Origin of the sequence: Candidatus Pedobacter colombiensis (assembly GCA_029202485.1) — a bacterium.
Lineage (GTDB): Bacteria > Bacteroidota > Bacteroidia > Sphingobacteriales > Sphingobacteriaceae > Pedobacter > Pedobacter colombiensis.
This window is the reverse complement of sequence record CP119313.1, coordinates 759684-784996: the sequence shown is the minus strand read 5'-3', so window position 1 is coordinate 784996 and position 25313 is coordinate 759684. Positions and strand designations below refer to the sequence as shown.

The 25313-nt window shown below is 41.0% G+C and carries 13 protein-coding genes; all 13 read right to left on the bottom strand.

Annotated features, from left to right (window positions below):
- Nucleotides 1-7: 7 nt before the first annotated feature.
- A complete protein-coding gene (locus P0Y49_03255) occupies nt 8-2923 on the bottom strand; it encodes a beta-glucuronidase (protein WEK20166.1) in 2916 nt (971 codons plus the stop codon).
- A 122-nt stretch (nt 2924-3045) separates the two neighbouring features.
- On the bottom strand, nt 3046-3843 hold the full coding sequence (locus tag P0Y49_03250; protein ID WEK20165.1) for a rhamnogalacturonan acetylesterase: 798 nt from the start codon (nt 3841-3843) through the stop codon (nt 3046-3048).
- A gap of 23 nt (nt 3844-3866) precedes the next feature.
- Nucleotides 3867-4631, bottom strand: a complete 765-nt coding sequence (locus tag P0Y49_03245; GenBank protein WEK20164.1) for a rhamnogalacturonan acetylesterase — start codon at nt 4629-4631, stop codon at nt 3867-3869.
- A gap of 3 nt (nt 4632-4634) precedes the next feature.
- Nucleotides 4635-6974, bottom strand: a complete 2340-nt coding sequence (locus P0Y49_03240) for a glycoside hydrolase family 2 TIM barrel-domain containing protein (protein ID WEK20163.1) — start codon at nt 6972-6974, stop codon at nt 4635-4637.
- Between the two features lie 23 nt (nt 6975-6997).
- A complete protein-coding gene (locus P0Y49_03235; GenBank protein ID WEK20162.1) occupies nt 6998-8857 on the bottom strand; it encodes a rhamnogalacturonan lyase in 1860 nt (619 codons plus the stop codon).
- A 10-nt stretch (nt 8858-8867) separates the two neighbouring features.
- Complete coding sequence (locus P0Y49_03230; GenBank protein WEK20161.1) at nt 8868-10484, bottom strand: arylsulfatase; 1617 nt, start codon at nt 10482-10484, stop codon at nt 8868-8870.
- 6 nt (nt 10485-10490) lie between these two features.
- The gene (locus tag P0Y49_03225; GenBank protein ID WEK20160.1) at nt 10491-12902 is read right to left on the bottom strand and encodes a hypothetical protein; all 2412 of its coding nucleotides are present in this window, start codon (nt 12900-12902) and stop codon (nt 10491-10493) included.
- 11 nt (nt 12903-12913) lie between these two features.
- Nucleotides 12914-15361: a glycoside hydrolase family 95 protein gene (locus P0Y49_03220; GenBank protein WEK20159.1), complete on the bottom strand. Its 2448-nt coding sequence runs from the start codon at nt 15359-15361 to the stop codon at nt 12914-12916.
- A 34-nt stretch (nt 15362-15395) separates the two neighbouring features.
- On the bottom strand, nt 15396-16817 hold the full coding sequence (locus tag P0Y49_03215) for a glycosyl hydrolase family 28 protein (protein ID WEK20158.1): 1422 nt from the start codon (nt 16815-16817) through the stop codon (nt 15396-15398).
- A 119-nt stretch (nt 16818-16936) separates the two neighbouring features.
- On the bottom strand, nt 16937-19087 hold the full coding sequence (locus tag P0Y49_03210; protein WEK20157.1) for a hypothetical protein: 2151 nt from the start codon (nt 19085-19087) through the stop codon (nt 16937-16939).
- Nucleotides 19088-19091: 4 nt separating this feature from the next.
- Entirely contained in the window at nt 19092-20345 is a 1254-nt protein-coding gene (locus P0Y49_03205) for a hypothetical protein (GenBank protein ID WEK20156.1), read from the bottom strand.
- A 23-nt stretch (nt 20346-20368) separates the two neighbouring features.
- The gene (locus P0Y49_03200) at nt 20369-22078 is read right to left on the bottom strand and encodes a RagB/SusD family nutrient uptake outer membrane protein (GenBank protein ID WEK20155.1); all 1710 of its coding nucleotides are present in this window, start codon (nt 22076-22078) and stop codon (nt 20369-20371) included.
- A 23-nt stretch (nt 22079-22101) separates the two neighbouring features.
- A complete protein-coding gene (locus P0Y49_03195) occupies nt 22102-25299 on the bottom strand; it encodes a SusC/RagA family TonB-linked outer membrane protein (GenBank protein ID WEK20154.1) in 3198 nt (1065 codons plus the stop codon).
- Nucleotides 25300-25313: the final 14 nt, after the last annotated feature.

Here is a 25313-nt window from a genome sequence, read left to right as displayed (position 1 = left end):
TAAAGTATCAAGTTTTTTTAAGGACTGCTTTGGGCTTTAACTCATCCGGACTGTCCTTCGTATAGGTATTGAACATTTCTCTGGATGGGCTTTCAAAAAGATCTTTCACTACTTCGAACCTCAGTTCAGATTTTGGAGCAAATTGATTAGATTGCATATACTGCTGTAAACTAAAAAACAGTTGTTTTGAAGCTGGCCCATTGTCCTTGTCAGGTCCCAGATCCGCGCTTGAAACCACCAACTTACCTTTTCCTACTCTTGCTTCAAACAAAAGTGCTAATCGACGATTTAAAAACCAGGTATCAATGGGCTGGACAATTGGCTTAAATCCTGCAGGAAAATCTTCCAGATTCATTACCTGTGTCTTGTTTACAATTTCCCACCACTGCATATCACTATGATAAGAAGTTGGGAAATTTGCAAATGCAGGGTGCTTTGGATCACATACAAAGCCTAAAGTATGTGGTGGTCGCATTTTAAACCAGGAAGTATTCCAGAAAACAGGGAGAAAGGTTTGAACCACTTCTTTTCCTTTCACTACTTTATCTGCAGCATTGAGGAATACATTTCCACCCTCGTCAAGCACCTTTTTTGCCTGATCATCCAATGTGGTACAATAATAAAAACCGGTTTTATATTTTGGCAATTCTGCCGGGTATACCCAGAAGTCCCAGTCATTGGCAAATATTGTTCCATCTATGCTTACCTCCAGCTTTAAATGACTAGCCTTTTTAATACTGCTAAGTGGAAATTTAATGCTCCCAATTTGTATGCAATTGGTAATGGCCAGCGTTTTAGGTTCAAAAATACCTTTAGCGACAGCTGCACCATCCTCATTTTTTATCCGCCATGATAAACTGGCATTTTGCACTGGCGATTTACCATAATGTGCGACCTCAATGGCAGCTTCGAAAGTTTCATTATTTTGAAATACAAATTTAGCTATACGCGCAAGTGGGACAGTACTGTTGCAGAAGCGACTAAATTCCTTTGGTGTGATGTAACCTTTTTCGTCCCAGAAAGCATCTAAAACTCCGACAAGTGCAGTTCCCTGACCTGGATAATCATTTAAAGACAAAAGCTGAAAACCGCTGTAACCAGGTGTACGCAATGCTTTTTCAATTTCGTTTTTATAACAGAGCGCCTGTAATTTTCCCGATGCCATTAAAAAAGCTTCAGCCTGGTCTGCCATATCATGATCCTTCAAATCTTCCTGAAAGAGCTCAAAATTCTTAGCCCGATAAACACCTGTATATTTTTTTATTTCTTTGAAATCAGGGAACACACAATACTGACCCATTTCATGCGCTACAAAAGGGACATTAAACTGAGCAATCTGCTTACTATAATCTGAAATACTCTCTGGTCTTTTTCCCCAATCCAGCCCTCTTGCACCAGCGCGAACCATAAACTCATTATTTTCAATTACCGGCCAGCTACCACCTACCGAAGCCCCGGTATACAAACGTCTGGAGTCTTTCGCCTTCCAGTAATTGTTAAATTTTGTTAGGTACTCTACCTGTTTTCCGCGGGGTTCATTACCATAGGCAAGCATGCAGAACGACGCATAATTGCCATAGTTTTTAGACATTCTATTCGTTTCATCATAAATAAACTGGTCAATCGGCTTACCGTCACCAATAGAAGATCCATGATTGGCCCAACTTGGCCCTTCAGGTTGTAAGTAAAAACCAACCTGATCTGCAGCGATAAATGCTGCTTCAGGTGGACACCAGGAATGGAAACGCATGTGATTCAATCCATGTGCCCGCGAAATTCTAAAGATGCGCAACCATGATTCCACATCCATTGCCGGATAACCAGTTAATGGAAACTCGCAATTATTTACTGTGCCTCGTAAAAATATCGGTCTGCCATTAACTTCAAAATGTCTGCCCACAGCCTTAAATTCCCGCATTCCAAATTGTACCTGTCGCACATCTTTTATCCCATTCTTAGTCACCAAAGCGGCTGTTAAACGATACAATGCCGGATCAAATTCATCCCAGGTGACAATTTTATCTCCCATTGGGAGGTTTACTTCCAGCTCCCCTACTCCATTATTAATTGTAAATGGAGTAGTAACAGGTTTTACTTCCAGTATCGATTTGGTATTGAAGCTAGCTGCAGAAAGTGTAATCTTTCCTGAAGTGGAGGCAGCATCCCTTGATTTCAATTGAATTTTAACCTTTGCTGATTTGTTCTTCAGGTCAGGATAGATCTGGATGTCTTCGAAATATATAGGAGAGCCAGCAGTAAGCAATAGCTTACCAACAATACCATTCCAGTTTCCCTGAGTATGATCAGTTAAACTATGAGAATCCTGACCAACATTAATGGCCTTTATCGTATTGTCTATTCTAATACTAATGATGTGTTTACCTGGCTTTAAGCCCGCAGGAAGTTCAAAATTCTGAGCAACAACAAATGTATATTGCGGCGTTCCCAATTCGGCATCATCTAGCCAAACACGTGTTTCAGAATGTGGATATTCCAGAGAAAGTACTACCCGCTGCCCTTTCCAATTGGCGGGGATATCAATGTCCTTCTGATACCAGGCAGCTCCTGTATAATGTTTCGCAGGTGTTAACCAGAATGGGATTTTAATATTCCCTTCTGCTCTAAACTTGGCCAGACGAGGATTGTAATACCAGGAACTGTCGTATATACTGCCTGTCCATTTCGTTTTCAGGGTAATTTCATCCCCTTTAAAATTTTGAGCCATTGATCCTGGAAGATCTACAGACTCAGGTAATACCGTTGTAAACCATTTGTCTTTCAGCCCCAAATCATTTGCATCAATTTTAAAACGCCATTTTCCTTTCAGAGAAATTGTCTGAGCCTCCGCAACCGATGAAAGCAGAAAAAGCAAGCAAAAACAGGCAACAAGGCCTTTTATAAATTTGAATGGTGTAAAATGCATAATTCAGAAAAGAGCGTATCCGCAACTTTATATTTGGTTCAAGCCTCTATTATAGGATTAAACTCTTAGACAGGCAACCTGTAGCATCCTGCTAGAAGGAAAAATAATTTTCATGATGACAATTAATTTTTGAGATATTTAATCAGCGAGGAGCTATTCAGTACTTTTAAACCTTCAACAACTGAAACTGCATTTACTTTAGCACCGGCCTCGTTAGTATGTGTATGGTCCTTTTCTGTGAAAAAGGCATTTACTTTCTCAGCACCCAATGCGGCATATTTGTCTTTTATAATTTTATTGAGTGGAATAAAACCAACCTTTTCTGCTGTTGCCACTTCCTCGGCCCAGGCAGCATAGTCGTCGACCACCAGCGCCAACACTCCATTTTTTACTGGATTTCGGGGAATTGGAGAACAAACAATGGCTGTTGCACCTTTCGCTTTTGCATCATGAATAAATTTACGCAGGTACCAACCATAGGTATAAACCACTTCTTTCTGTTTAGTGATTGGATTAAAGATTTCCTTATGCTCCGGACCTATTCCTTTAATTGTTCCCCTGGCTCGGGCAGTATCATCAAGAGGACTGCCATCATTATGACCAAATTGCATGATCACATAATCGCCAGGCTTTAACTTTACCAGCACACTGTCCCACAAGCCTTTACTTTGAAAAGTCCGGGTACTGGTACCACCCAAGGCATGATTCTCTACATTGATCTTATTCAAATCAAAAAAATCAGCAAGGTAACTTCCCCAGCCCCATAATGAGCCGTCGCCTTTACCCTTTCCATTTTTAACAGTTGAATCTCCAATCAGAAACAAGGTGGGCTTCTGCGCTACTTTTACGACTACACATGAGGCAAGGAGGATAAAGGCTACAATTGATATTAGGTTCAGATAAGTTCTATTCGATTTCATTAATATATAAGGTTTAATCATTACTATTTAAGCAGGTACTTATTTAAAGGGCAATCCTTAAGTTCTTTTATGCCTTCAACTACTGATAAGGCATTAAACTTTGCCCCTTCCAGATTCGTATGAGTATGATCGCCCGGAAAGAATGCTTTCACCTTTTCGGAGCCCATAGCATCATACTTATCAGCTACAATCTTGTTCAGATCTATAAAGTAAGCCTGTTCTTCTTTAGCCACTTCCGCAGCCCACTTACCAAAATTATCTGCAACGCGAAGTACTTTTCCATTTTTAAACTGATTGCGTGGAATCATGGAAATGACAATAGGTATGGCTCCTTTAGCTTTTGCCTCAAGTACAAACTTACGGAGGTACCAACCATAGGTATGCACAGTTTCTATTTTACCATCAGGCCAGGTCAGCACTTTGGTTTCCTCGCCAATTCCTTTCAGCACTCCACGCCGACCTTCTTTCGTAGTATCCGGCGCACTCCCATCATTATGACCGAATTGCATTGTCACAAAGTCGCCGGGTTTTAAAGATGCTAATACCTTATCCCACCTTCCTTCGGAAAGGAAGGTGCGGGTACTTCGACCGGCCATCGCGTTGTTTTCTATATCTATCTTAACCGTATCAAAAAAATCTGCAATAGGTGTTCCCCAGCCCCAGGTTTCCTTATTGGAATTACGAACCGTAGAATCTCCGATGATGTGTAAAATTGGTTTTTCTATCTTTCTGAAAGCAAACACAGTAGCCACACACAGCAGGCCGATTAAAATGATCTTTTTGTTCATGACTTATTTTATTTTAATGGAAATCTTTGCTTCTTTCAATTCTGGTGATGTGGCTATAAGCTCTACTGAACCCGATAATGCTTTTGCCCTGATAATGGCCTGGCAACGTCCCTTAAAAGTTAATCTGTTATTTGCCTTATATTTTTCGTGGCTAGTTATATTACCATTACTTACTGCAATGAGATCCGTGTTTGGCGATGCATTGAAAGTAATCATTTTTGAAGCATTTGGACAAAGTACACCGTCTTTATCCACAACCTTAGCCTCAATGTAAACAACATCATCCCAATCACTGGAAATTGTGCTTTGATCTGCTTCAAGAATGAGTTGATAAGGTTCGCCCGCAGTTTTAAGCGCTTCTGAAGCCACTTCCTTCCCATTATTTTTACCAATGGCCTTGATTGTTCCTTTTTCAAAACTCACGTCCCAACTTCTTGGGCTATCATTTTTAGGTTTACTTTTACTTCCGAGCGATACATTATTCAAAAAAAGCTCTACGTCGTCACAATTGCTGTATACTTCTACTTTAGCCAAATCATAAGTATCAAAGTCTGTAGGTGTCCAATTGTTAACCCAATCACCCCTACCGGCATTGTCTTCTCTCCGTACAATGTGCACAACCGGTTTATTTGCCCACCAGCTTTGACGTTGCAAGCCTTCCGTTTTCCAGCTTCCGCTCTGGTCAAACAAGCCCTGGTTATTGACTACTTGGGGCCAGTCAGATTCACCCAGATAATTAAACCCTGTCCAAAGAAACTGTCCAGCCATATAAGGTTTATCCCTTAAAATCAACCAGGTTGCTAAAGTCTGACCATTTTCCGTACCTAAGGCTTTGGTATCCGGATGTGCTTCATGAAAATCGACCAACTCATTCTCCCGATAGTTCTGCCCAACGATATCCATGGTTTCTGCAAAACCATTGGTGTAAACTTTGGATGATGACGGACGAAATAATGCCATGGTAACCGGGGTTCCAGGACTCAATTGGTGAATAAGGTCTTGCAGGTCTTTGTATTTTTTGAATCCTTCCGGGCTGTCCAGGTTGTCTCTAATCTCGTTACCGACACTATAAACTATGATAGAGGGGTGGTTCCTATCCCTGAGTACCAAATCCCGGGTATCTTTTTCCCACCAATCTTTAAAATATAAATTGTAGCCCTTTTCTCCATTATTTTTACTAGCCGTCCAGGTATCGAAAGTTTCATTCATCACCATAAACCCCATTTTATCGCAAAGATCAAGGAAATCAGGTGCCATAGGATTGTGCCCTACCCTAATGGCATTTACACCTACTTCTTTCAGTAACTTAAACCTTCTTTCCCATGCTTTTAGTGGGACAGCTGACCCCAACGCACCTGCATCATGATGCAGGCAAACTCCTTTTAATTTAAGGTTTTTACCATTTAGCCAAAAACCTGTTGCTGCTTCAAATTTAAAAGTACGGATACCGAAGGTATTTACCTGAGCATCGATTACGGCATTTCCGGCTTTAATTTTAGTGATGGTTCGATATAATATTGGATTTTCTGGATCCCATAGTTTTGGATTGGCTACCTCAATATCCTGATTTAAAGCTGCATTTTTACCTGCTGCTATGCTTAGTTTGGACTGACTGCTGCCAAGCACTTTTCCTGAAGGATCTATGATGTTAGTTTCTACAGTTACCTGCGAAGCCTTTGTCGATTCGTTGACCACACTGGTTTGAACTTTCAGCAATGCCTTTTTCGTAGTAACCTGTGGCGTACTGATATAAACACCCCAATTGTCAATATGAACCGGATCTGTTGCGATTAATCGAACATGTCTGTAAATACCTGCTCCGGCATAGTATCGGGAAGCTGGCTGTACCTCATTGTCTGCCCTAACGGCAATCACATTAATTTTATTTGCGCCAAAGTTTAGATACTTTGACAAATCATAGTTGAAACTGATATACCCATAAGGTCTTTTGCCCAAATGATGTCCATTGATCCAAACGTCGCTATTGGCCATTACGCCATCAAACTGGATGATGAACTGTTTCCCTGCTTGCGCCTGATCTAACTTAAAAACTTTGCGATACCAACCAATACCTGTGGGTAGATAGCCTCCACCACGAGCTGATGGATTTGCCTTATCATAATCACCGCCTATACTCCAATCATGAGGTACATCGAGCTTACACCATTTTGAATCATCGAACTTAATCTCTTCAGCTCCCTTTTCATCTGCTTTGATGAACAGCCAATCTTTATCAAAATTATTTATGGTTCTGGGTTCTTCTTTAGCCCCTTGTGCAAAGGTAAACTGCGACAGACAAACCAAGGCCATCAACAATATTCCCGTTTTTAATTGCTTATTCATATCCTAAATTTCTTAGCTGTTGCTTATTTTTTTACGGGTTCTATCAATACAATATTAGGTTTTGGTGCCTTTTTCATCCCATAACCAAAATAGAAGCCAGGATGCGGAGGTTGGTTATAACCTACATTTTGCCACGCTACACTTAATCTATATTGGGGATCGTGCATTAAAGTATAAGTTCTGTGGGTTGTAGGAATGGTAGTGGTATAAATACGTAAGCTCTGATTGTCGTAAGCACGAAAAATAACTTCCTCCCGCCAGTCGCCAAAGAGATCGGCACTTAAAGCAGGAGTAGATTTGGTACCATTGTTAGAAACGCAACCATTTGCAGTAAACAAACGACCACCATTGTATTTATCAATATGGTTACCATCCAGCAATTCACGGGAAAGATCGGCATCCCACCAGATTAAAAAATTAGTAGAACGGGGCGCATCGCCTATCCTGTTACCTTTAATGTCATATAAGCCGTTGGATCCCGACCACCACATTTGCGCACCTACCCTCGTGTTGTCAATATTATCGGCTACGCCACGACCCACATCTACATCTTCAGATCCCTTCCATAGAATTTCACCTGTACGTGCATCAAAAACAGCCACTCCAGGCCCCTTAGTTCCGTCTTCAATTTCATGAATACCAAAAACTTCCAGTCCCGGGCGATCAGGATCCAGATCAGTAACATGAAGTGCATCACCATGTCTTAAGCCCGTTGTATATAGACCCTTTCCATTATCATCCACACACATAGAGCCATAAATAATTTCATCCTTTCCATCACCATCAACATCGGCAACGGAAAGACCATGATTTCCCATACCTGAGTAAGGATTTTGGCCATCTTTCGAATCAAACACCCAGCGGGATGTTAGTTTTCCATCCCGCCAGTCCCATGCGGCCAAAACTGTACGACCATAATATCCACGGCACATCACTACGCTTGGATGTATGCCATCGAGGTATGCAATACAGGCGGTAAAGCGATCTACACGATTTCCGTAATTGTCATTTTTACCATTGCCCCCACGGCCACCCCATGCGCCTATATCTCCGCGTCCCGGAATATAATCAGTAGTAGCCAGGGCTTCGCCTGTTTTACCGCTAAAAATAGTAAAATACTCAGGCCCGGATAAAACCCTGCCATTGGAGTTGTTCCAGTCTTTCGTGCCATCACCAATAACCTTCCCTATTCCATCCACTGTACCATCTGCAGTTTTACAGGCAAATTCAGCAATTCCATCCCCATCCAGATCATAGACCATAAACTGAGTGTAGTGCGCACCTTCCCTTATATTTTTACCTAGGTTAATCTCCCATAAAAAAGTACCGTCCATTTTGTAGGCCTGAAAAATTGGGGAATCAGTTGGCCCGTTAAAAGAATTATCCTTGCTACGGCCGGTTTGATGTACTATAAGCTCATACTCACCATCTCCATCAAGATCTCCTACCGAAATATCATTTGGTGTGTATCCTTTAGGTGTACGCAAAGGTATAGTTAGGTATTGTTGTACAGGTGCATTTGCAAGAAGTTTAAAAGGCACACTAGCAGGCTGTTCAACCCCCTTTAATATGGGCTTCACAAAATAAGCATACTCCTGAGTTGCCGGAGCATTCGAGTCTACATAATTTGTACTTTCCGTTAAAGGTTCCTTATTCAGCTTAATCGCTTCTGCATTACCGGTTTTTCGGTACAGATTAAAAGATATTTCATCGGGATCAGTTCCCAACATCCGCCAGCCAACATATACAGAGTCTGCTGCCTGTCGCACAGCAATAACACCGCGCCCCAATTTTTCCATTTGCCGCTGCGCATGTATGCTACCTTGAAGGAAAATTGTTAAAATGACTAGAATTACGCATTTACGATGCATTTGCTCGAACATATTTGATTATTTAAAATTTATCTGTCTTCCTAACCTCCAATTTTTCAAAAGGAATCACATCTGATCTGGAGGCCCAAGCTTCATACAAAGCATTCAACTCCTTTACTTTATTTTGGTTTTCACTGCTGAGATCATTCAACTCCGAGCGGTCATTAACCATATCATACAAATACCATTTATTAGCCGGGTAAGTCGAAACCAGTTTCCAATTTCCTTGTCTTACCGCCCGATTACCTTCATGCTCAAAAAACAAGGCATTATGACCTTTCCAGGCTTGCCCTTTAAACAAAGGCACCAAACTCAATCCTGCAGTAGCTTTAACTTTATTGCCATTGTAAATAGATGGGTACTTTGCTCCTGCCAGATCAAGGCAGGTAAACATGATGTCTATGATATGCCCAGGCGCTGATACCTGTTTTCCGGACTTTACTATTGAAGGACCATAAGCAATAAAAGGAGTAGCCGTACCACCTTCATACTCCCAATGTTTAAACATACGGAAAGGTGTGTTACTTACATTTGCACCCTCAAATCCATAAGCAGTAAACGAACCAGGATCGCTCGATAATTTTTTACTGCTTTCATAAACCTCAGGTAGAAAACCATTAGGATTTATGGTTTCATTACTGGCACCATTGTCTGACAGAAACATGATCACTGTATTTTCATCCTCCCCCATTTCCTTTAGTTTTTTTCTAAGTCGCCCAATGTTTTGATCCATACGGTCTATCATTGCAGCATACACCGCCATCTGATCATCCCAGCGAACCTTCTCTTCTTCACTGAGTTTATCCCACTCCGGCACTTTCCCATCGCGTGGCGAAAGTTTGATTTGAGGATCAATGATCCCTGCAGCCTGCATACGTTTAAAACGTTCAATTCTTAATTTATCCCAGCCTAGCATATATTTACCTTTATACTTTGCAATATCTGCCGGTAACGCCTGCAAGGGCCAGTGTGGAGCCTGGTATGCCAGGTACAAAAAGAACGGCTTACCTGTTTTTTTATTCTGATCAATAAACTCAATGGCATAATCAGTGTAAGCATCAGTTGAATAGTAGTCCTTTCCGGGGACAAACTCTTTGTCATCTAAGGCTATGGTTAGTTTTTGATTTGGACGATATGGGTAAGGACCAAAATAACTACCAGCACCATCAATTAAACCAAAATAACGGTCAAAACCACGTTTACGTGGCCAATGCTCTGGTGACTGGCCAACATGCCATTTACCTGCCATTAGCGTAGTGTAACCATAAGGTTTCAAGGCTTCGGCAATAGTCACACAGTTCTGGTTCAGATAGCCCTGGTAGGCGGGTTCTTTACGGGTATTCATCATATCACCTACACCAGCCTGATGCTGGTATAAACCTGTAAGTAAAGAAGCACGACTTGGACAACAGCGTGATGCATTGTAAAACTGTGTCATCTTTAAGCCCTTAGCCGCCATTTCATCAAGGTTAGGGGTTTTAGTTTCAGAGCCAAAACAGCCAATATCCGAATATCCCATATCATCGGCTAAAATCACAATGATGTTGGGCTTCTTTTTTGGGGGATCAATGGAGACTGCCTTAGCAAATGCGCTGCTAAAGAATAAAACTGCTGCAAACAAGCTAATTTTGTTCATCATAAATATTTATTTAACCTGATATTGTGTTACTCCAGAAACCGGTATTCCAGTGGCAGTGATTCCTTCTGCACGGATGGAAATCGTTGCCTGAGGATCGGCATTTAAAAAGCTAATTTTGGCTTCTCCCTGCTCATTTGTCCTTAATGAAGGGGCCCAAAAGATAGTTGTCCGAAGATCTTGTTTAGCCCCCAACTTATCCTGAAAGGGTGGGATATAAAACTCGCGAGCCTGGTAATAACCCGGCAATGTTGCGTTTAATACATCCAGACTTGAGCCTCTAAATGCCTCATCTTTCAAATCCAGGCTAAGGACATAAGCATCTCCACCGCCATTCCTAATCATATGCCGTACTACAATCTGATTAATCTGATTCATAGGTAGACTGTAATAATCCAACCTATCAAAAACATCCTCTCTTTTATTCACCAGAATACGAGGCGCGAGCTTTTTACCAGCCGCCATAAAAGCAATACCATCCGTCGTATCTGAAAGAGAAACTGCACCCGGAACTTTAGTAAGTAAAAAATGTTCAAGACCTTTATAATCATAATCAGCAGGAGTTATATTATATACCAAGTCCGGGTAACCAAAAGACATTAGGGTTTCATCCCTTAACACCAGTGATTTTTTATTCCCATCAATCACAACCTCTTTTAGATTAATCGCATCATTTGTTTTGGCAATACGATTAAGCGCCATTCGTCTCGCCGTTTCTGTATCAAACAAGGATAAATCAGGCATCTTTAAATTACTTGTAGCCACATTGATCTTCATCGGGTCTTTAAACAGAGAATCTACTGTAATCCAGCCACCTTTTTTTCCCTTCTCATCTTTCGAACTTAACTTAAAAGACTGATCACCAACCCAGTTTAGTCCATCCAGAAAATAGCGGCCATCTTCCATGCTTTTGGTCATATATATTTTACTATCAGCTAATCCGCCTCCAAACAAAGTAATGTTCATTCCCGGAAGCACCTTATTGCCTAATTTCTGACGAACTTTTCCTGAAATTGTAATTCCAGGTTCCGGCATATAACTCATTATCGGTTTCGAGTCTGCTAATTTTTTCCATAAATAATCCCGCCAGCCCTGGGTCATCAGTAAAAGATCGAGTTGTTTCAATCGACTTTGATTTTTTTCATCAAAATATCTTGCCGGGTCCTGTATCTTTCCTTTAATTTCAGATTCAAGCCATAAGTAGGAAACAATGCTATTTTCATTCCCAGGAACTATGGCATCTACGGCAGCGAGAGACAAATAGGTTCTAACTGGCTTCCCCTCCTGGTCAACGGTCTTTACACTTAGATTAACCTGTTCCTTCGGCTTGTAATTTGCCTTATCCGTTGTTACCAATAAATTAACTGACTTACCAGGAATATAAATCAACCTTTCGCAATGTGGTCGCCCCTGATCATCGGCAATAGAGAGACTTGTGATCCCTTGTGGCAACCCTTTTAAAGGGATCAATAAAGAGACCATCGGACTATTCATTCCGATGTGTTCTGTGTAAAATATGTTGCCACCGTGCTTTACAGAAATTGTAATATCCTTACCTTTAAGGTCATTTAACATCAGCTCATTTACCGAAATCACAGCTTTAGCATTCGCGGAATCCATAACCACATGTAAAGAAATTCCTTTACTCAATGCCTCAGGTAGTGCTGTGCTAAATTTCTTACCATTTGCATAAGTCCCTTCCACATGATATTTAATACCTGCAGTGGGCTTCACGGTAAAAAGCCCCATTCCCAGATCTGTACTTTCAAAACCGCCGGCTTCCTCCCCGGTACCGGAAATAACTTTTCCACTAACCCGAATTCCATTTCCCTCCCGATCAAGCGCTTTAAAGGCTACCATACCGGTAATACCTTCAACCAGCGATCCGCCCTCCGGAAATAAATAAATAGACTCATCAAATGTTGCTGCACCTGGCTCCACCGGCATTTTCTGTTTTTTAGATGATCCTGAGCTAGCTTTTTGCGGAAGGGTATTGGCTATATATATGCTTTTTTGAAAAACGAAAAGATCACCAAAGTTTCGCATCCAATTGGTGTATGCCCTTAACTGATACCATCCGCCAGGGATAGAATCTTTAAGTTTAAAATCACCTTTCCCCAACCCTTCATTCAAACGGATAACCTTGCGATCCATAATTTCAGCTGCAGGGGAGATCAGCTCCACATAAAGGTTATTGCTCGTTGCCGTTAGGCTTGCACTTCTGCCATTTACCAGATAAGCACTAAACCAGACATCCTCTCCACCGTTGTAGTAGTCCCGGTCTGTTTGCAGATAGGTCTTCTCGAAAAACCACTGAACTGTCTTTGGAGCCGTATTGGCAGACTGGACTTTTTGTTGTGCCTGACCAATGGCCGGCAGCAAGCTTAAAGAGGCAAAAACTAGAATTTTGCGAAGGTTCATTTCATCAGTATTTAGTCGGTTTGAAGTTCATAACTGATACCAGATTTGGTTTCAGCAACGATTTGATAGGTTACTCCCATGTTGGATTTCAATTGTTGATACCTGGCCCCAACTATGTTTATTTTTAAAGGCACATTTGATTGCAAGGTTAACCGCCCTCCATTTTTAGAAAAAATACGTGCCTTTTTCAATTTGCCAGCCTCCCAGTATAAATCTGTCTGAAAACCTCCTCTTGCCATTAAACCTTTGACATAACCGCTTTGCCAACTATCAGGCAAAGCTGGCAAAAGCTGCACAGGGCCCAAATGACTTTGTAAAAGCATTTCGGCTATACCTGCAGTTGCACCAAAATTACCATCTATCTGAAAAGGAGGATGGGTATCAAAAAGATTGTTGAGTGTTGAATTCTTCAACAATTCCTGATACATCTTATAGGAGTGATTGCCATCAAGTAATCTGGCCCAGAAATTAATCTTCCAGGCTTTACTCCATCCGGTTCCCTCATCCCCGCGGATCTCCAGAGTTCTGCGGGCAGCATTTGCATAAACGGTATCTATTAGTGGCGAGATCTCTCTTCCCGGATGTAGGCCAAACAAATGAGAAACATGTCGATGTTGAGGTTCAACATCTTCCCAGTCCCCGTACCATTCTTGTAAATTGCCCTTTTTGCCGATATGCAATGGATAAAGTCTGGCATATTTAGTTTTTAGCAAGGCTGCAAACTCTTTATCAGTTCCCAGAATTGCGGCTGCATCCATTACATTGGCAAACAAATCTCTAATGATGGACATATCCATTGTAGAAGCAATGGTTACAACTTCTTTACTCCCATCCGGAAGAATGTAACTATTTTCAGGGGAGGTAGAAGGTGCAGTAACCAGGTATCCATCCTTTTCAACCAGCCAATCCAAACAAAATAAAGCTGCACCTTTCATCAATGGATAAGCCGTATCCTTTAAATACTGCTTATCACCAGTAAATAGATAATGTTCATATAGATGTTGTGACAACCATGGGCTACCCAAAGACCAATTGGCCCATTTAGGGTCGCCGCTGCCTTCGCCTACAGGATTAGTTTGCGCCCAAATGTCAGAATTATGATGAACAGCCCAGCCCGCAGCATGGTAATAGTTTGTGGCTGTATTTTTCCCGTTCATAGCCATTTCCTTAATTTTCGTAATCAAGGGTTCTGTTAATTCAGACAGGTTACAAACCTCTGCAGGCCAATAATTCATCTGAAGATTAATATTGGTCGTAAAATTGCTTCTCCAGGATGGTCTGATCAATGGGTTCCAAATGCCCTGCAAGTTTGCAGGAATACCACCCGGACGGCTACAGGAAATTAACAAATACCTACCAAACTGGAAATAAAGCTCCTCCAATCCATAATCAGCTTTACCACTCTTATAGGCCAACAATCGCTCATCTGTAGGTACGTCAGCCAACAAATTACCGCTATTGTTAATAGAAAAACTCAACCTGTTAAAATAGCGTTGGTAATCTTTTACATGGGATTCTTTTAATTTCACAAAAGACTGAGCTGCTGCAGATTTAAGAAATTTCAACGCCGAAGCATTTTCATCCTTTCCATCCTTATCCGGATACACATTGTATCCATTATAACTGGTGGCCCCTGATATCAATATCAGGATTTCGGAGGCGTCGTTTACATGAAGCAAGCTATCTGTGTGCAGCTTCCCATCTGTACTAACCACTTTTATACGTGCCTGATAACGCATTCCATTATGCCCTAAACTATCTTTATAAATGAGTGGTTTCTGGTTACGCCTTTCATCAGAATAGATCCTGGCCTTACCTTTCAGCACCAGCTCATTATTTCCGGAAGAAATAACCTGATGTTCCAGTTCATTAAATAAAGACAAGCTCACATTTAACGCTTTTGGTTTACTTGCAGTAAGCCGCATCACAATCACCTGATCAGGTGCAGAAGAAAAGTATTCACGAGTATATTTGACCCCATCCACTGTAAATTTGGTGAATGATGTTGCATTTGAAATATCAAGTCCACGGCTATAATTGCTTACTACCCCATTTATCTTTTGTTTCAACCTCACATCACCCAATGGCTGATACATATTGGTATTTGGCCCTTGCATTTTACGCATCAGGCGCGAAGCCTGCCCACTTTGCCCATCAAAAAGTAATTTTCTAACTTGTGGTAAGTACTTCGGAGCATCCGGATTTGGGTTTTGATCAACAGGTCCACCCGTCCATAGCGTTTCTTCATTTAACTGTATCAGCTCCGAATCCACATTTCCGAAGATCATGGCACCTAATCGTCCATTGCCTATTGGCAATGCTTCGTCCCAGTTCTTTGCAGGTTTCTTATACCAAAGTACTTTATCGGGCTCTGTTTGTTTTGAAGTAATAGTTTGTCCTTTTGCAAAGATGCAAGTCAACAGTAAAACACAAAACGCTAAAGACAATCTTAAACTCATTTCATACCGATTAATAACTACTTCTTTGTTAAAATTACAACCTTACACCAACAGAATTGGTTACTTCCGGTTTAGTTTTATCATCTGATTTAATATCAACATTTTTAAAACTCCAGTTTTCGGCAAAATCAATCGTTCCGGCAGTTCCCCCCTCTACATTGATATTCAAAAGATTAAAATTCTTTAAAATTGTTTCTTTAAAGCCAATTGCATTAATCGCTTTCTTTGCCCCGGTAGCTTTAACATTATAAACCGTTACATTTTGGATTTTGGGAATACCCTTCGATTCAGGTGTTACCCTGTTTAACAATTTTGTCCAATGTGGAGGAATAGAATCTGGATTGTACCCTGACGGAAGTGTAGAGTAACTATAAGTTGGATTCCAGTTTGGATTAACCTGAATCACATTGCCCACACCATTCATGGTAATATTGCCAAAATAGATATCTTCCACAGTACCACCGCGTGTTCTTGCGGACTTAATATTTAAAGCATTACCTGTACCATAACCTACAAGGTCCGTAGCCCATACATGACGAATGCCACCTGAGGTTTCACTACCTAGTGTCAAAAGCCCGGCACCCTTTCTGGCTACACTCTTACAGATCACCACATATTCTGTTGGACGATTTACCCGAAGCCCATCCCAATCACGCCCTGCCTTTAAACAGAAATTATCATCATTGCAATCAATATCACAGTTTTGCACCAATATCCATGACGAAGAATCAATATCAATTCCATCGGTGCTAGGTCCATGCCCGCCAACATTGTTACGAATGGTAATGCCATCAACAGTTACATAAGAAGAGTAAAGCACCTGCACAGTCCAGAAACCGGCCTGCTGCGCATGAATACCACTTAAAATAATATTCTTAGCGTCTGAGATTAAAATCGTTCTTGGTCTTTTTGCATCATAGTCCACAATCCAACGCAATCCTTTAGGATCGTAATCTTCCTTACGGATTTTCCAATAATAGTCCCAAAAAACCTTTCCTTGTGCATTGATTAGTCCTTCCCCACTAATGCCCGCATTTTCCTGATTTAGAATATTTAACAAGGCAGCCGGCCACTTCATTTCTATACCGGCAACACGCGTGTCTATTTCCTTATAATCTTTAATGTTTTCGCTACCTAACAGCTCAACGTCTTTATCAATTTTAAAGTTCACCCCTTTTTTAATAAAAAGTGATCCAGTAAGGTATTTTCCCGGACCAAATGAAACCACTCCTCCACCTTTAGCGGCACAATCATCTATGGCCTGCTGAATAGCTTTGGTATTTAATGTTTTTCCATCATTTACAGCTCCATATTTATTTACATTATAAGTATTGCTTTTAAAACTAATGGCCCTGGCGCCGACTTTTGAAACCCAATCTGGCGCTTTAGGCTGAGCAAACGAAGAAACTGAAAAAAAGAGGGCAACGACAAACAACAGATTGTTAAAAAATCTCATAATGATTTAGAAATATATTTGGTTATTGTAAAAAGTTGAAAACAACTTTAGTTACTAGTAATTGGATAAACTTAAAAAGTAAACAGCTAAACAGCAACCTGCCTCATCCTGCTATTAGTCTACATCATCTTTTTAAAGCCTTCCCACTTTACCTTCCACGTTCCATCTTTAGGAAAACCCGGGCTTTGGATAGTATTTCCATCCCAGCCAGCACACATCATTGCAATGGCTGTGAGTAAGCCTCCGTTGCCGGGCAGGTATAAACGTAAACGTTCATCCTGATAATTATGGCCGTTAATCAGATAAGTGTTTGTTTGCACATCCATCATTAAAGCATCTATGGCTTTCTCCGGCATATTCAAACGCGCTGCTGTCATTGCCGTCATAGGAAAATCCCATCCCCAGGTATTACTCCAACTCCAGGTATCCCAAACCAGATTAAAGGTTTTTCTCATTACTTCCTTATCTAACAAACTGGTTTCCGGCAGCATTCCATACGTTCCCAAAACTGAGGGATGATCTGTTTTATATTCAGGATTGGTATAGGAATCAATCGCACTCTCAGTTGCCAGATATACCCCATCCTGCTTTGGCAATGGTGATAATTTCGCAATCACATCATCCCATTTTGCATTGCGAGACATTCCTAAACGGACGCGCCATTGCTGTGCAGTTTTTAATGCCCATTCCCAATAAGCCAATTCGTAAGTTGGATTAAAGGTAGTTTCAGCTTTAAAGCGTTCTTGTGCAGGAATTAAACCCGGTCCCAATACATAATGTTGTTTCGTCACATCATAATGGGCAAAAGAGGTCATAAAATCAGCCGTACTGAAAACCAAATCCTTATACTTCTGCAATATTTTCTGATCAGGATGAGCTCTGTATTCAAGCTCGGTAAAGGTAATGATATGTGGCTGCTGCCAAATCAGCATAGCGCCTACGGATGAAGGAGATTCATTACCTTCATTGTCCGTCATTTTTTGCCATCGCACTCCATCAAAACCTTGGCGTTTGGCAATGACAGCAGCTTTATCTTTCACTTTAAAATACCAGTCCACGCTTTTATTTAGCAATTCTGGTCTACCCCAAAGCGCAAAATGAACACCATGCCACCAATGCATCTCCAGATGCGGTTTGCCATACCAGCTATTATATGTTAAACCCGTTTCCTGTGGTGGAAAATCACCAGCGCACTGAATTTTCGTCAGGTACAGCGATAAGATTATTCGGCGTTCCAGTTCACTAGCCCGTTTATCGATACTTCCGCTGAAATCAACTGCGGCACCACTTAACCAAAATGCTTTCCATTTACTGATGCTGTTGGCCTGTACAATAGCAAATAATGGTACGGCAGGCATGTTTTTTTTATCACTGAAAAGACAACTGAAGTTAAACTCATTTGATTTTTTATCGGGTACAATCGTAAAATAATGCTTTGATTTTTCGATAATACGTCCACCTGTTTTCCATGAAAAAGAAGTAAAATAAGATGCAGAATCAAGCTGATGCCTTACAATTGCGCCATTCTGGTTACTATTTACAATCGCCGAATGATGGCGTTCAGGAGTAGCCCAATTGTTGCCCGCATCGGCCCAATCTCCGGTAGGATAAGGAAACCGCAGCTTGATTTTTAAACGCCCGAGTTTAATCAGATCCGATTTAACAGTTGCAGCAACAATATCCTGATCCTGATGTCCAACCGTGGTTACATTTACGGTAATGCCTTCAAATGTGAAAGAACTTTTTATTTCACCTGTCCAGGGATCTAATTGCTGGCTTATATTTTTAATATCCTCAGGAAGGGCAGATTTGCCATTGGCTTTTCTAAGCTCCAAACCAATGTTTCCTAATTGTAACCGGTGTACATTTTGTCTGTAAAAATTAACCGCTTCTTTAGCTCTTTTTGGTTCATTCAATTGAACAGTATATGGCACTTTACGGCCATATTGATTGTAATATTTATAAGCCTCCTCAATTTTATAATTGGCAGTATCTTTAAAAGTATCCCAGCCCCATTCTGATTGTGTACCAAGCGGTACACCTTTAGCATAAGCATCAGGAAAAGTCTGTAGCCCCGTTGCATCAACAGTAAAGGCAAATTTGCCATTACCAACCGAGAGGGATGACAATGGATCAATTTTATTAACCAGTACCTTATGTCTTTGAACTAATGCCTGCCTATTTATTTGTGCAAACAGACTGATAAAGGGGCAAAAAAAAGCTAGCAGCATAACTGCTGTAAATTTTCTTCCAGGAAATAGCATCTTCATATTCTTATCGTTTTACCAGGCTATTAAGATATAATTCAAGATTTGTGTAGCCTGTTGCATTAACTTTTGACCCATCAACAGGGTTATTAGGATTAAGTTTATTTTTCTTTTCCCAATCGTCAGGAATACCATCATGATCAGTATCTTTTACTAAAGAGCTAATTTCCTTTGGTATGTTCTGTCCACCTGCATCGGCCTCGGTTTTAAAAATTTGTCCACTTTTACCCAAACTTTTGAAATAGCCTATAATCCTATTGTCTATGGCATCTCGTTTTAATGAGGAACCGGCTTCCGCCATAATCACTTTACATGCCTCAGCAGCGGTACTTATCTTAACACTGCTTTTCGATAAAAGAGTTGGTTCTTTTAAGAGCGTAGCACCTTCTTTAACAAAATCTTCATCAATCACTAAACGTCCGTTTAATTCACCGTCTTTATTTAAATCTACAAAATTGTCTTTGTGATATACATGGTCTGTAGCAGAAAACATACTTAAGAAATTATTAGCCGAATTAGGTCCCGCAATAAAGTAATTACCCACAATGTCCTGATAATGGTCAGCACTGGAGTGACCGCCAACAAAGCCGCTTTTACCCCAATTGTAAATCACATTGTTAATGAATTCTATTTTTGCTTTTGCCTTGGGATTGCGGCTTTGATTTCCCGTAAACAAGCAGTGATGCATAGTTACATATTCTGGAACTTCAAGTAATGCACCAAAACGCTGCGGGTCTATACCCTCAGCCACCATACAGTATTGTAAGGTTACATTTTTACTTTTTTTGATGTGGAGATTATCCCAACGCCCCCATTCAATAGAGACATGGTCAAAAATAATGTCCGTTAAATCGTCAGCGATAACTGTGCAAGATCCTTTAGACATATTGATACTTCCTCTAAAGCGCATATATCTAACAATGGTACTATCACTAAAGGAAACACCATTGCCATACACCGTAATACCTTCACCTGGAGCAGTTTGACCAGCAATGGTAATTCTAGGGGAAACAGCTATTTTGGCTCCGATCTTGATTACACCAGAAACGTCAAAGACCACAGTTCTGCCTGGTTGACTCACTGCATCGCGAAAAGAACCCTTACCAGAGTCGTGAAGATTAGTTACCCGGTAAACAGAACCGCCCCGACCGCCAGTTGCAAACCTGCCGAAGCCTTCGGCTCCGGGAAAAGCAAGTTGTTGGGCATTAGCCGCAATAGTTAAGAAAAAAGAGGTAATTAAAACCGAAAAAGTACGTAGCATGTAGTTTGTTTTAGGATGATATATTATTTTATTTTAAAAGGTAGGTACCAATTGGCTTGATTGGTCAGGCGGGACCTGGCAATTGCAGCAGACGCACCATCACCGGCTGCCTCAAACTTAGCCGCAATTTTATCTGCCAGATAATTAGGATCAGTGGCATGTCTACGCAATGCAATACGTAACAAATCCTGCCAGCGATACCCTTCAAAAGCAGTTTCTAAAGCCTCTTCCTGTATAATTTTGTCTTCTGTATCTACAATGGCATTGGCGGTAAGGATTGGCACATCCTGATTCACCGCTCTGCCCCTGATTCCTGAATTCCGGTACCAATTACCCCTAATGGTACCGCCATCACCATTAAAATCAAACGGATAAATATCAGGAGCACCATTATATGTTGATTTGGTACCAAATTTGGCTTTGATACCACTGTTGATTAAAGCACCGGCCAACGCCGTGCGGTCTAAACGGTTCGCAGCTTCAGCATAACGCAGATGTAAAATTGCGGCCCGGTATAAAATCCAGATTCCTGTTTTTTCGAAAGGAAGTAGTGAACTATAATTTTGCGTGTATTTTAAAACCTCTGGTTGTCCGCCATTTAATCGGTACGACATATTTAAGCCTCTTCTGTCTGTTAGACTTCCATCTAACCGGATTTGGTTATTCCAGTTATTGATCGACAGGATTGCAGGTTTAACCAGGTAATTACCTGAAGCAGAAAACAGGGAAAGCAAAGGATTTCCAGGAGAGAATTTCCCACTAAAAGGTAAAGTCCACATCCGTTCCCAGTTTGGAATTTTGTCTGATAAGATACCTGTGAAAATCCTTGTCCAAGGGTTTAGTACAGCTGTTGTTTTTAAAGAGTGATCCGTTGAATTGTCATCACCAACCCTATAGGTGTCATACAAATCAACCTGCTGAGAAGAATTGTTACTCAAATTTGTTCCGGTTTCCATTACATCTTTGTAATAAGTTGCCGCTTTAAGGTAATTCCCTTTCCACAGATGCAAGTCGCCAAGAAGTGATCTTCGCTGAATGAAAAACTTAAAGACACCATCCTTGATTACATAGGTATCCATTGGCACAATCAATGTTGGACTGGCTTCGGCAGTATTTTGATTTAAAAACTCTCGTGGGGTGGCTTCGGTTTCCGCAATTAAGCGCATTAACAGCTCTTCGAAAGGGATTTTTTGAAACTTACTTTCGTCTTTAAGATCATCGATATTGGTGAGCGCATCTGTAACATAAGGCACATTACCGTAATGAATACCCAACTGGAGATATAACCAGCTGCGCAAAAACAAGATATCTGTATAACGCTGATAATACTGGTTGTTGTCCAACAACTTTTTGTCGCGCATGATGTTAAAGTTTTTCAGTGCATCATTACAATTAATGATTACCTCATAAAAAGGTTTTGGGTCCGCATAAGGGTTGTCGGCCGCTACAGTTTGTGTACCCAATTGTTTTAAGTAAGCATTTGCATTACCGGTAACATCAAGCAAGTCTGCTCTTAATTCGTTCAGCAAGATGTACCTGTCTGCAAGGCCTACAAATTTGCCATAAATACCAAGTATGGTCGCGTCTGCATCATACACATTCCGATACATTTGTGATGGCTCCAATGCATCCTGGGGCTTGATATCAAATGTTTTTTTACAGGATAACATGGTACTTAAGCCCAACACAACCAGCAAGTACTTTGTAAATGTGATGGATAAATTCTTATTCATATCAATGTTTTTTCTTTTCTATACTACAAACCAATTCTTACACCTAACACCATGGATCTAAAGCCAGGTTCTAATCCGATATCTACCCCACGGGCAAACACACTGGAACTTGCACTAAATTCAGGATCATAACCCAGGTATTTAGTCGCGGTAAACACATTATTAGCAATGGCGTAAATAGTAGCCGATCTGATAAATGCTGCTTTTACCGGTACATTATAGCTCAAAGAGATTGTTCTCAATTTAAGGTAAGAGCCATCCTCTATCCAGCGGTCAGAGAATCTTGAATTTCTGGAAGCATCACCCCAGGACGCCCGCGGCATATTAGTTACCTGTCCGTCTGTTCTCCAGCGATTTACTGCAGCCTGACTTTGATTTTCAAACCCTTTCATACTTTCTAAAGCTGCACGAGGTCCGTTATAAATATCATTCCCATAGCTAAATGTGAATAGCGCATCTAAAGACCAGCGTTTGTAAGTAATCTTATTGCTATACGACCCTGTGAATTCAGGATTCGGATTGCCAATTACCTGTCTATCCTGCTCATCAATTACATGGTCGCCATTTACATCCACAAACTTCATGTCTCCACCCTGGAAAGGAATAAAGGCACCGTCAGCTGTTTTATTGGTTAAACCCGAAGCTGTAGCCGCAGCATCTGATTCGTAAACCCCCTTCGTTTTATAGCCGTAAAATAAGTTGGCAGCTTTACCGACCTGGGTAATGATGGTGGCCCCACTGTAATCCGTAATCAGGCTGTTATTTCCACCCAGACTGCTGATCTTATTTCTGTTCAGCGCATAGGTTAATCCCATATCCCATTTCAAATTTCCAGCATTAATTAAACGACTGCTTACTGCCACCTCTATTCCCCTATTCTCCATACTCCCGGCATTACTCAGCGCGTAACTAAAGCCAGTTGAAGTATATAAAGGTTCATAAATTAGCATGTCGGATATTTTATTGCGATACAGATCAACACTTATATTCAGACGTTCTTTAAAAAATGAAGCATCTACACCAACATTTAGCTTCGCATTAGTTTCCCATTTCAAGGCAGTATTGCCAATATTACCCCTAACCAAACCTTGTCTGTTCAAAAAGTTTTGAGAAACATAATAAGTTTTAGCATTGTAATTCCCGATGTCATCGTTACCGGTTAAACCGTAACTGGCCCGTAGTTTTAAGCTTTCCACAAAGCGATTGTTTGCCATAAAATCTTCCGAAGAGATTAACCATGATCCTGCGATGGACGGTAAAACTGCCATTTTAATACCATTTAAGGTTAATACATTTGGAATATGCTGACCAAAACGTGAAGAGGCATCTGCAGCGATATTAAAAGATAAAAAGTATTTGCTATAGGCTTCATAATTCACATTAAAATAGGTGTTTAACCAATTCCATTTACCCAAAGATCCGCCTACAATTCTCAATGTATTTTGCGTACCACCTAAGGTTACAAAATCATCACTTGCCGTATTGTAACTTGTGCCGTTGTCTATTTCGGCATTACTGCTTTGATACCTAAAGCCCAAATTGGCACTCAACTTACTTATGCGGCTCAGATCTTTGTTGTAAGAAATCCAGGTATCTGTATTTACTGCAAACAGACGTTGTACACCCGCTGCGACTTTGTTATATCCTAAGGCCGTTGGCAATAAAACAGATGCGATTCCGAGTCGAGGACTAAAGTAATTCTCCCTGACTTTATCATAAGTAAGACCGATGATGGTATTTGCTTTAAAGGTCTTATTAAAAAGATAGGTAAAGCCAACTGAGCCAGAGAAACGATAATTGCGGTTTAGCGCCTGCACATTTTCAATAGCCGCACTAGGGTTGCTGATCCCAAAAACATCGGTATCGGCCAGGTTTGGAGATTGTATACCAGTTTCGGAAAGTTCATTAGCCGATAAAAACGGAGACTTCACTAAAGCAAGGTATAATGGATTGGTAGCATAAGCCTGCCCCTGATCTCTTAAATTCTGCTCACTCCGCGTAAAGGCCAGATTGGCTTGTGCCGTAAGTTTTGAAGACAAGTTAAGGTTGGCATTAAATCTGGTCTGATAGCGGGTTAAGTCGGTTTTATCAGTAAGTCCTTCATTGTTCAAATATCCTAGTGACAGTGCATAGGTAGCAACATCGTCACCACCGGTCACTTTCAAATAATAGTTTTGACTAATGCCATTGCTGATTACCTTGTCCTGCCAGTTGGTATTCTGATGATAGGCATAATAATTAGGACTCGGACCATCATTCATATATGGCAATTCTTTGATCAAAGCATCTGTCATACCAGGTTTCGTTTTCAGTAAATCTGATAAGAAAATACGGTAGTTGTCGGCCTGCATTACCGGCAGATTACTTACGGTACCATTGTAGCCACCATAAGCAGAGAAATCAAGGCGGGTTGCCACATCTTTTGCGCGACCCGTTGTGATGAGTACAACACCGTTTGCACCACGGGTTCCGTACATGGAAGCCCCGTCTTTAATTACCGTGACGTTGTCGATATCTTTGATATCAATGTTAGCCAACCGATTGGTTTGATGTCCGGAAATGATGGAACTGCCATAAGAATCTATATCATAAATTACTCCATCCACAATTACCAGTGGCTGATTGGTAGCATATAGGGAATTATAGCCCCGCAGGTATAAATCAGCACCTATATCTGGTGTTCCTGATCTTCTGATGACTTCCAGACCAGCAATCTTTCCCTGCAGGTAAGAGTCCGGTGTTTCATTGGCACGCTCCCAGGTCCCGTTAGGATTAACAGTAGCTACTGCAAATGGGGTTCTATTCTTCAATACCGTTCCAAAAGGAAGTACAGCGGCATCGTATACCGAAGTGAAATTTTCTTCAAATAATGCTGAGGTTACAGATTTACGTCCTTTAAGCGCTTCCTCTTTACTTTGATACCCTGCGCCAGAGATGACCAGCACCGCGCGATAATCCGGCACACTGATTTTATAATTTCCTTTTTCATCGGTAAGTGCTGCTGAATAACCTTTTACTGTGACGTTTATTCCGGGTAGTGGCTTTCCTGTAGCTGCATCAGTAACCACCCCTGTAGCTTGTGGGCCTGTGGCTCTCCTATTGATCACTATTTTCGTTGTACTTAGAGAATCTGTTTCCTGAGCCAACAAAGGGTTACAAATTGCAAGGAACAGTAAGCACGGCAAGATCCTGTTTATTACCGTTTTTATATATATATGCATAAGGTTCTTTTGAG

Excerpts from the sequence above, each read along its gene's own strand:
- P0Y49_03220 (WEK20159.1), bottom strand. The coding sequence starts at position 15,361 with ATGAGTTTAAGATTGTCTTTAGCGTTTTGTGTTTTACTGTTGACTTGC.
- P0Y49_03215 (WEK20158.1), bottom strand. The coding sequence starts at position 16,817 with ATGAGATTTTTTAACAATCTGTTGTTTGTCGTTGCCCTCTTTTTTTCA.
- P0Y49_03205 (WEK20156.1), bottom strand. The coding sequence starts at position 20,345 with ATGCTACGTACTTTTTCGGTTTTAATTACCTCTTTTTTCTTAACTATT.
- P0Y49_03235 (WEK20162.1), bottom strand. The coding sequence starts at position 8,857 with ATGTTCGAGCAAATGCATCGTAAATGCGTAATTCTAGTCATTTTAACA.
- P0Y49_03250 (WEK20165.1), bottom strand. The coding sequence starts at position 3,843 with ATGAAATCGAATAGAACTTATCTGAACCTAATATCAATTGTAGCCTTT.
- P0Y49_03210 (WEK20157.1), bottom strand. The coding sequence starts at position 19,087 with ATGAAGATGCTATTTCCTGGAAGAAAATTTACAGCAGTTATGCTGCTA.
- P0Y49_03240 (WEK20163.1), bottom strand. The coding sequence starts at position 6,974 with ATGAATAAGCAATTAAAAACGGGAATATTGTTGATGGCCTTGGTTTGT.
- P0Y49_03195 (WEK20154.1), bottom strand. The coding sequence starts at position 25,299 with ATGCATATATATATAAAAACGGTAATAAACAGGATCTTGCCGTGCTTA.
- P0Y49_03230 (WEK20161.1), bottom strand. The coding sequence starts at position 10,484 with ATGATGAACAAAATTAGCTTGTTTGCAGCAGTTTTATTCTTTAGCAGC.
- P0Y49_03245 (WEK20164.1), bottom strand. The coding sequence starts at position 4,631 with ATGAACAAAAAGATCATTTTAATCGGCCTGCTGTGTGTGGCTACTGTG.
- P0Y49_03255 (WEK20166.1), bottom strand. The coding sequence starts at position 2,923 with ATGCATTTTACACCATTCAAATTTATAAAAGGCCTTGTTGCCTGTTTT.
- P0Y49_03200 (WEK20155.1), bottom strand. The coding sequence starts at position 22,078 with ATGAATAAGAATTTATCCATCACATTTACAAAGTACTTGCTGGTTGTG.
- P0Y49_03225 (WEK20160.1), bottom strand. The coding sequence starts at position 12,902 with ATGAACCTTCGCAAAATTCTAGTTTTTGCCTCTTTAAGCTTGCTGCCG.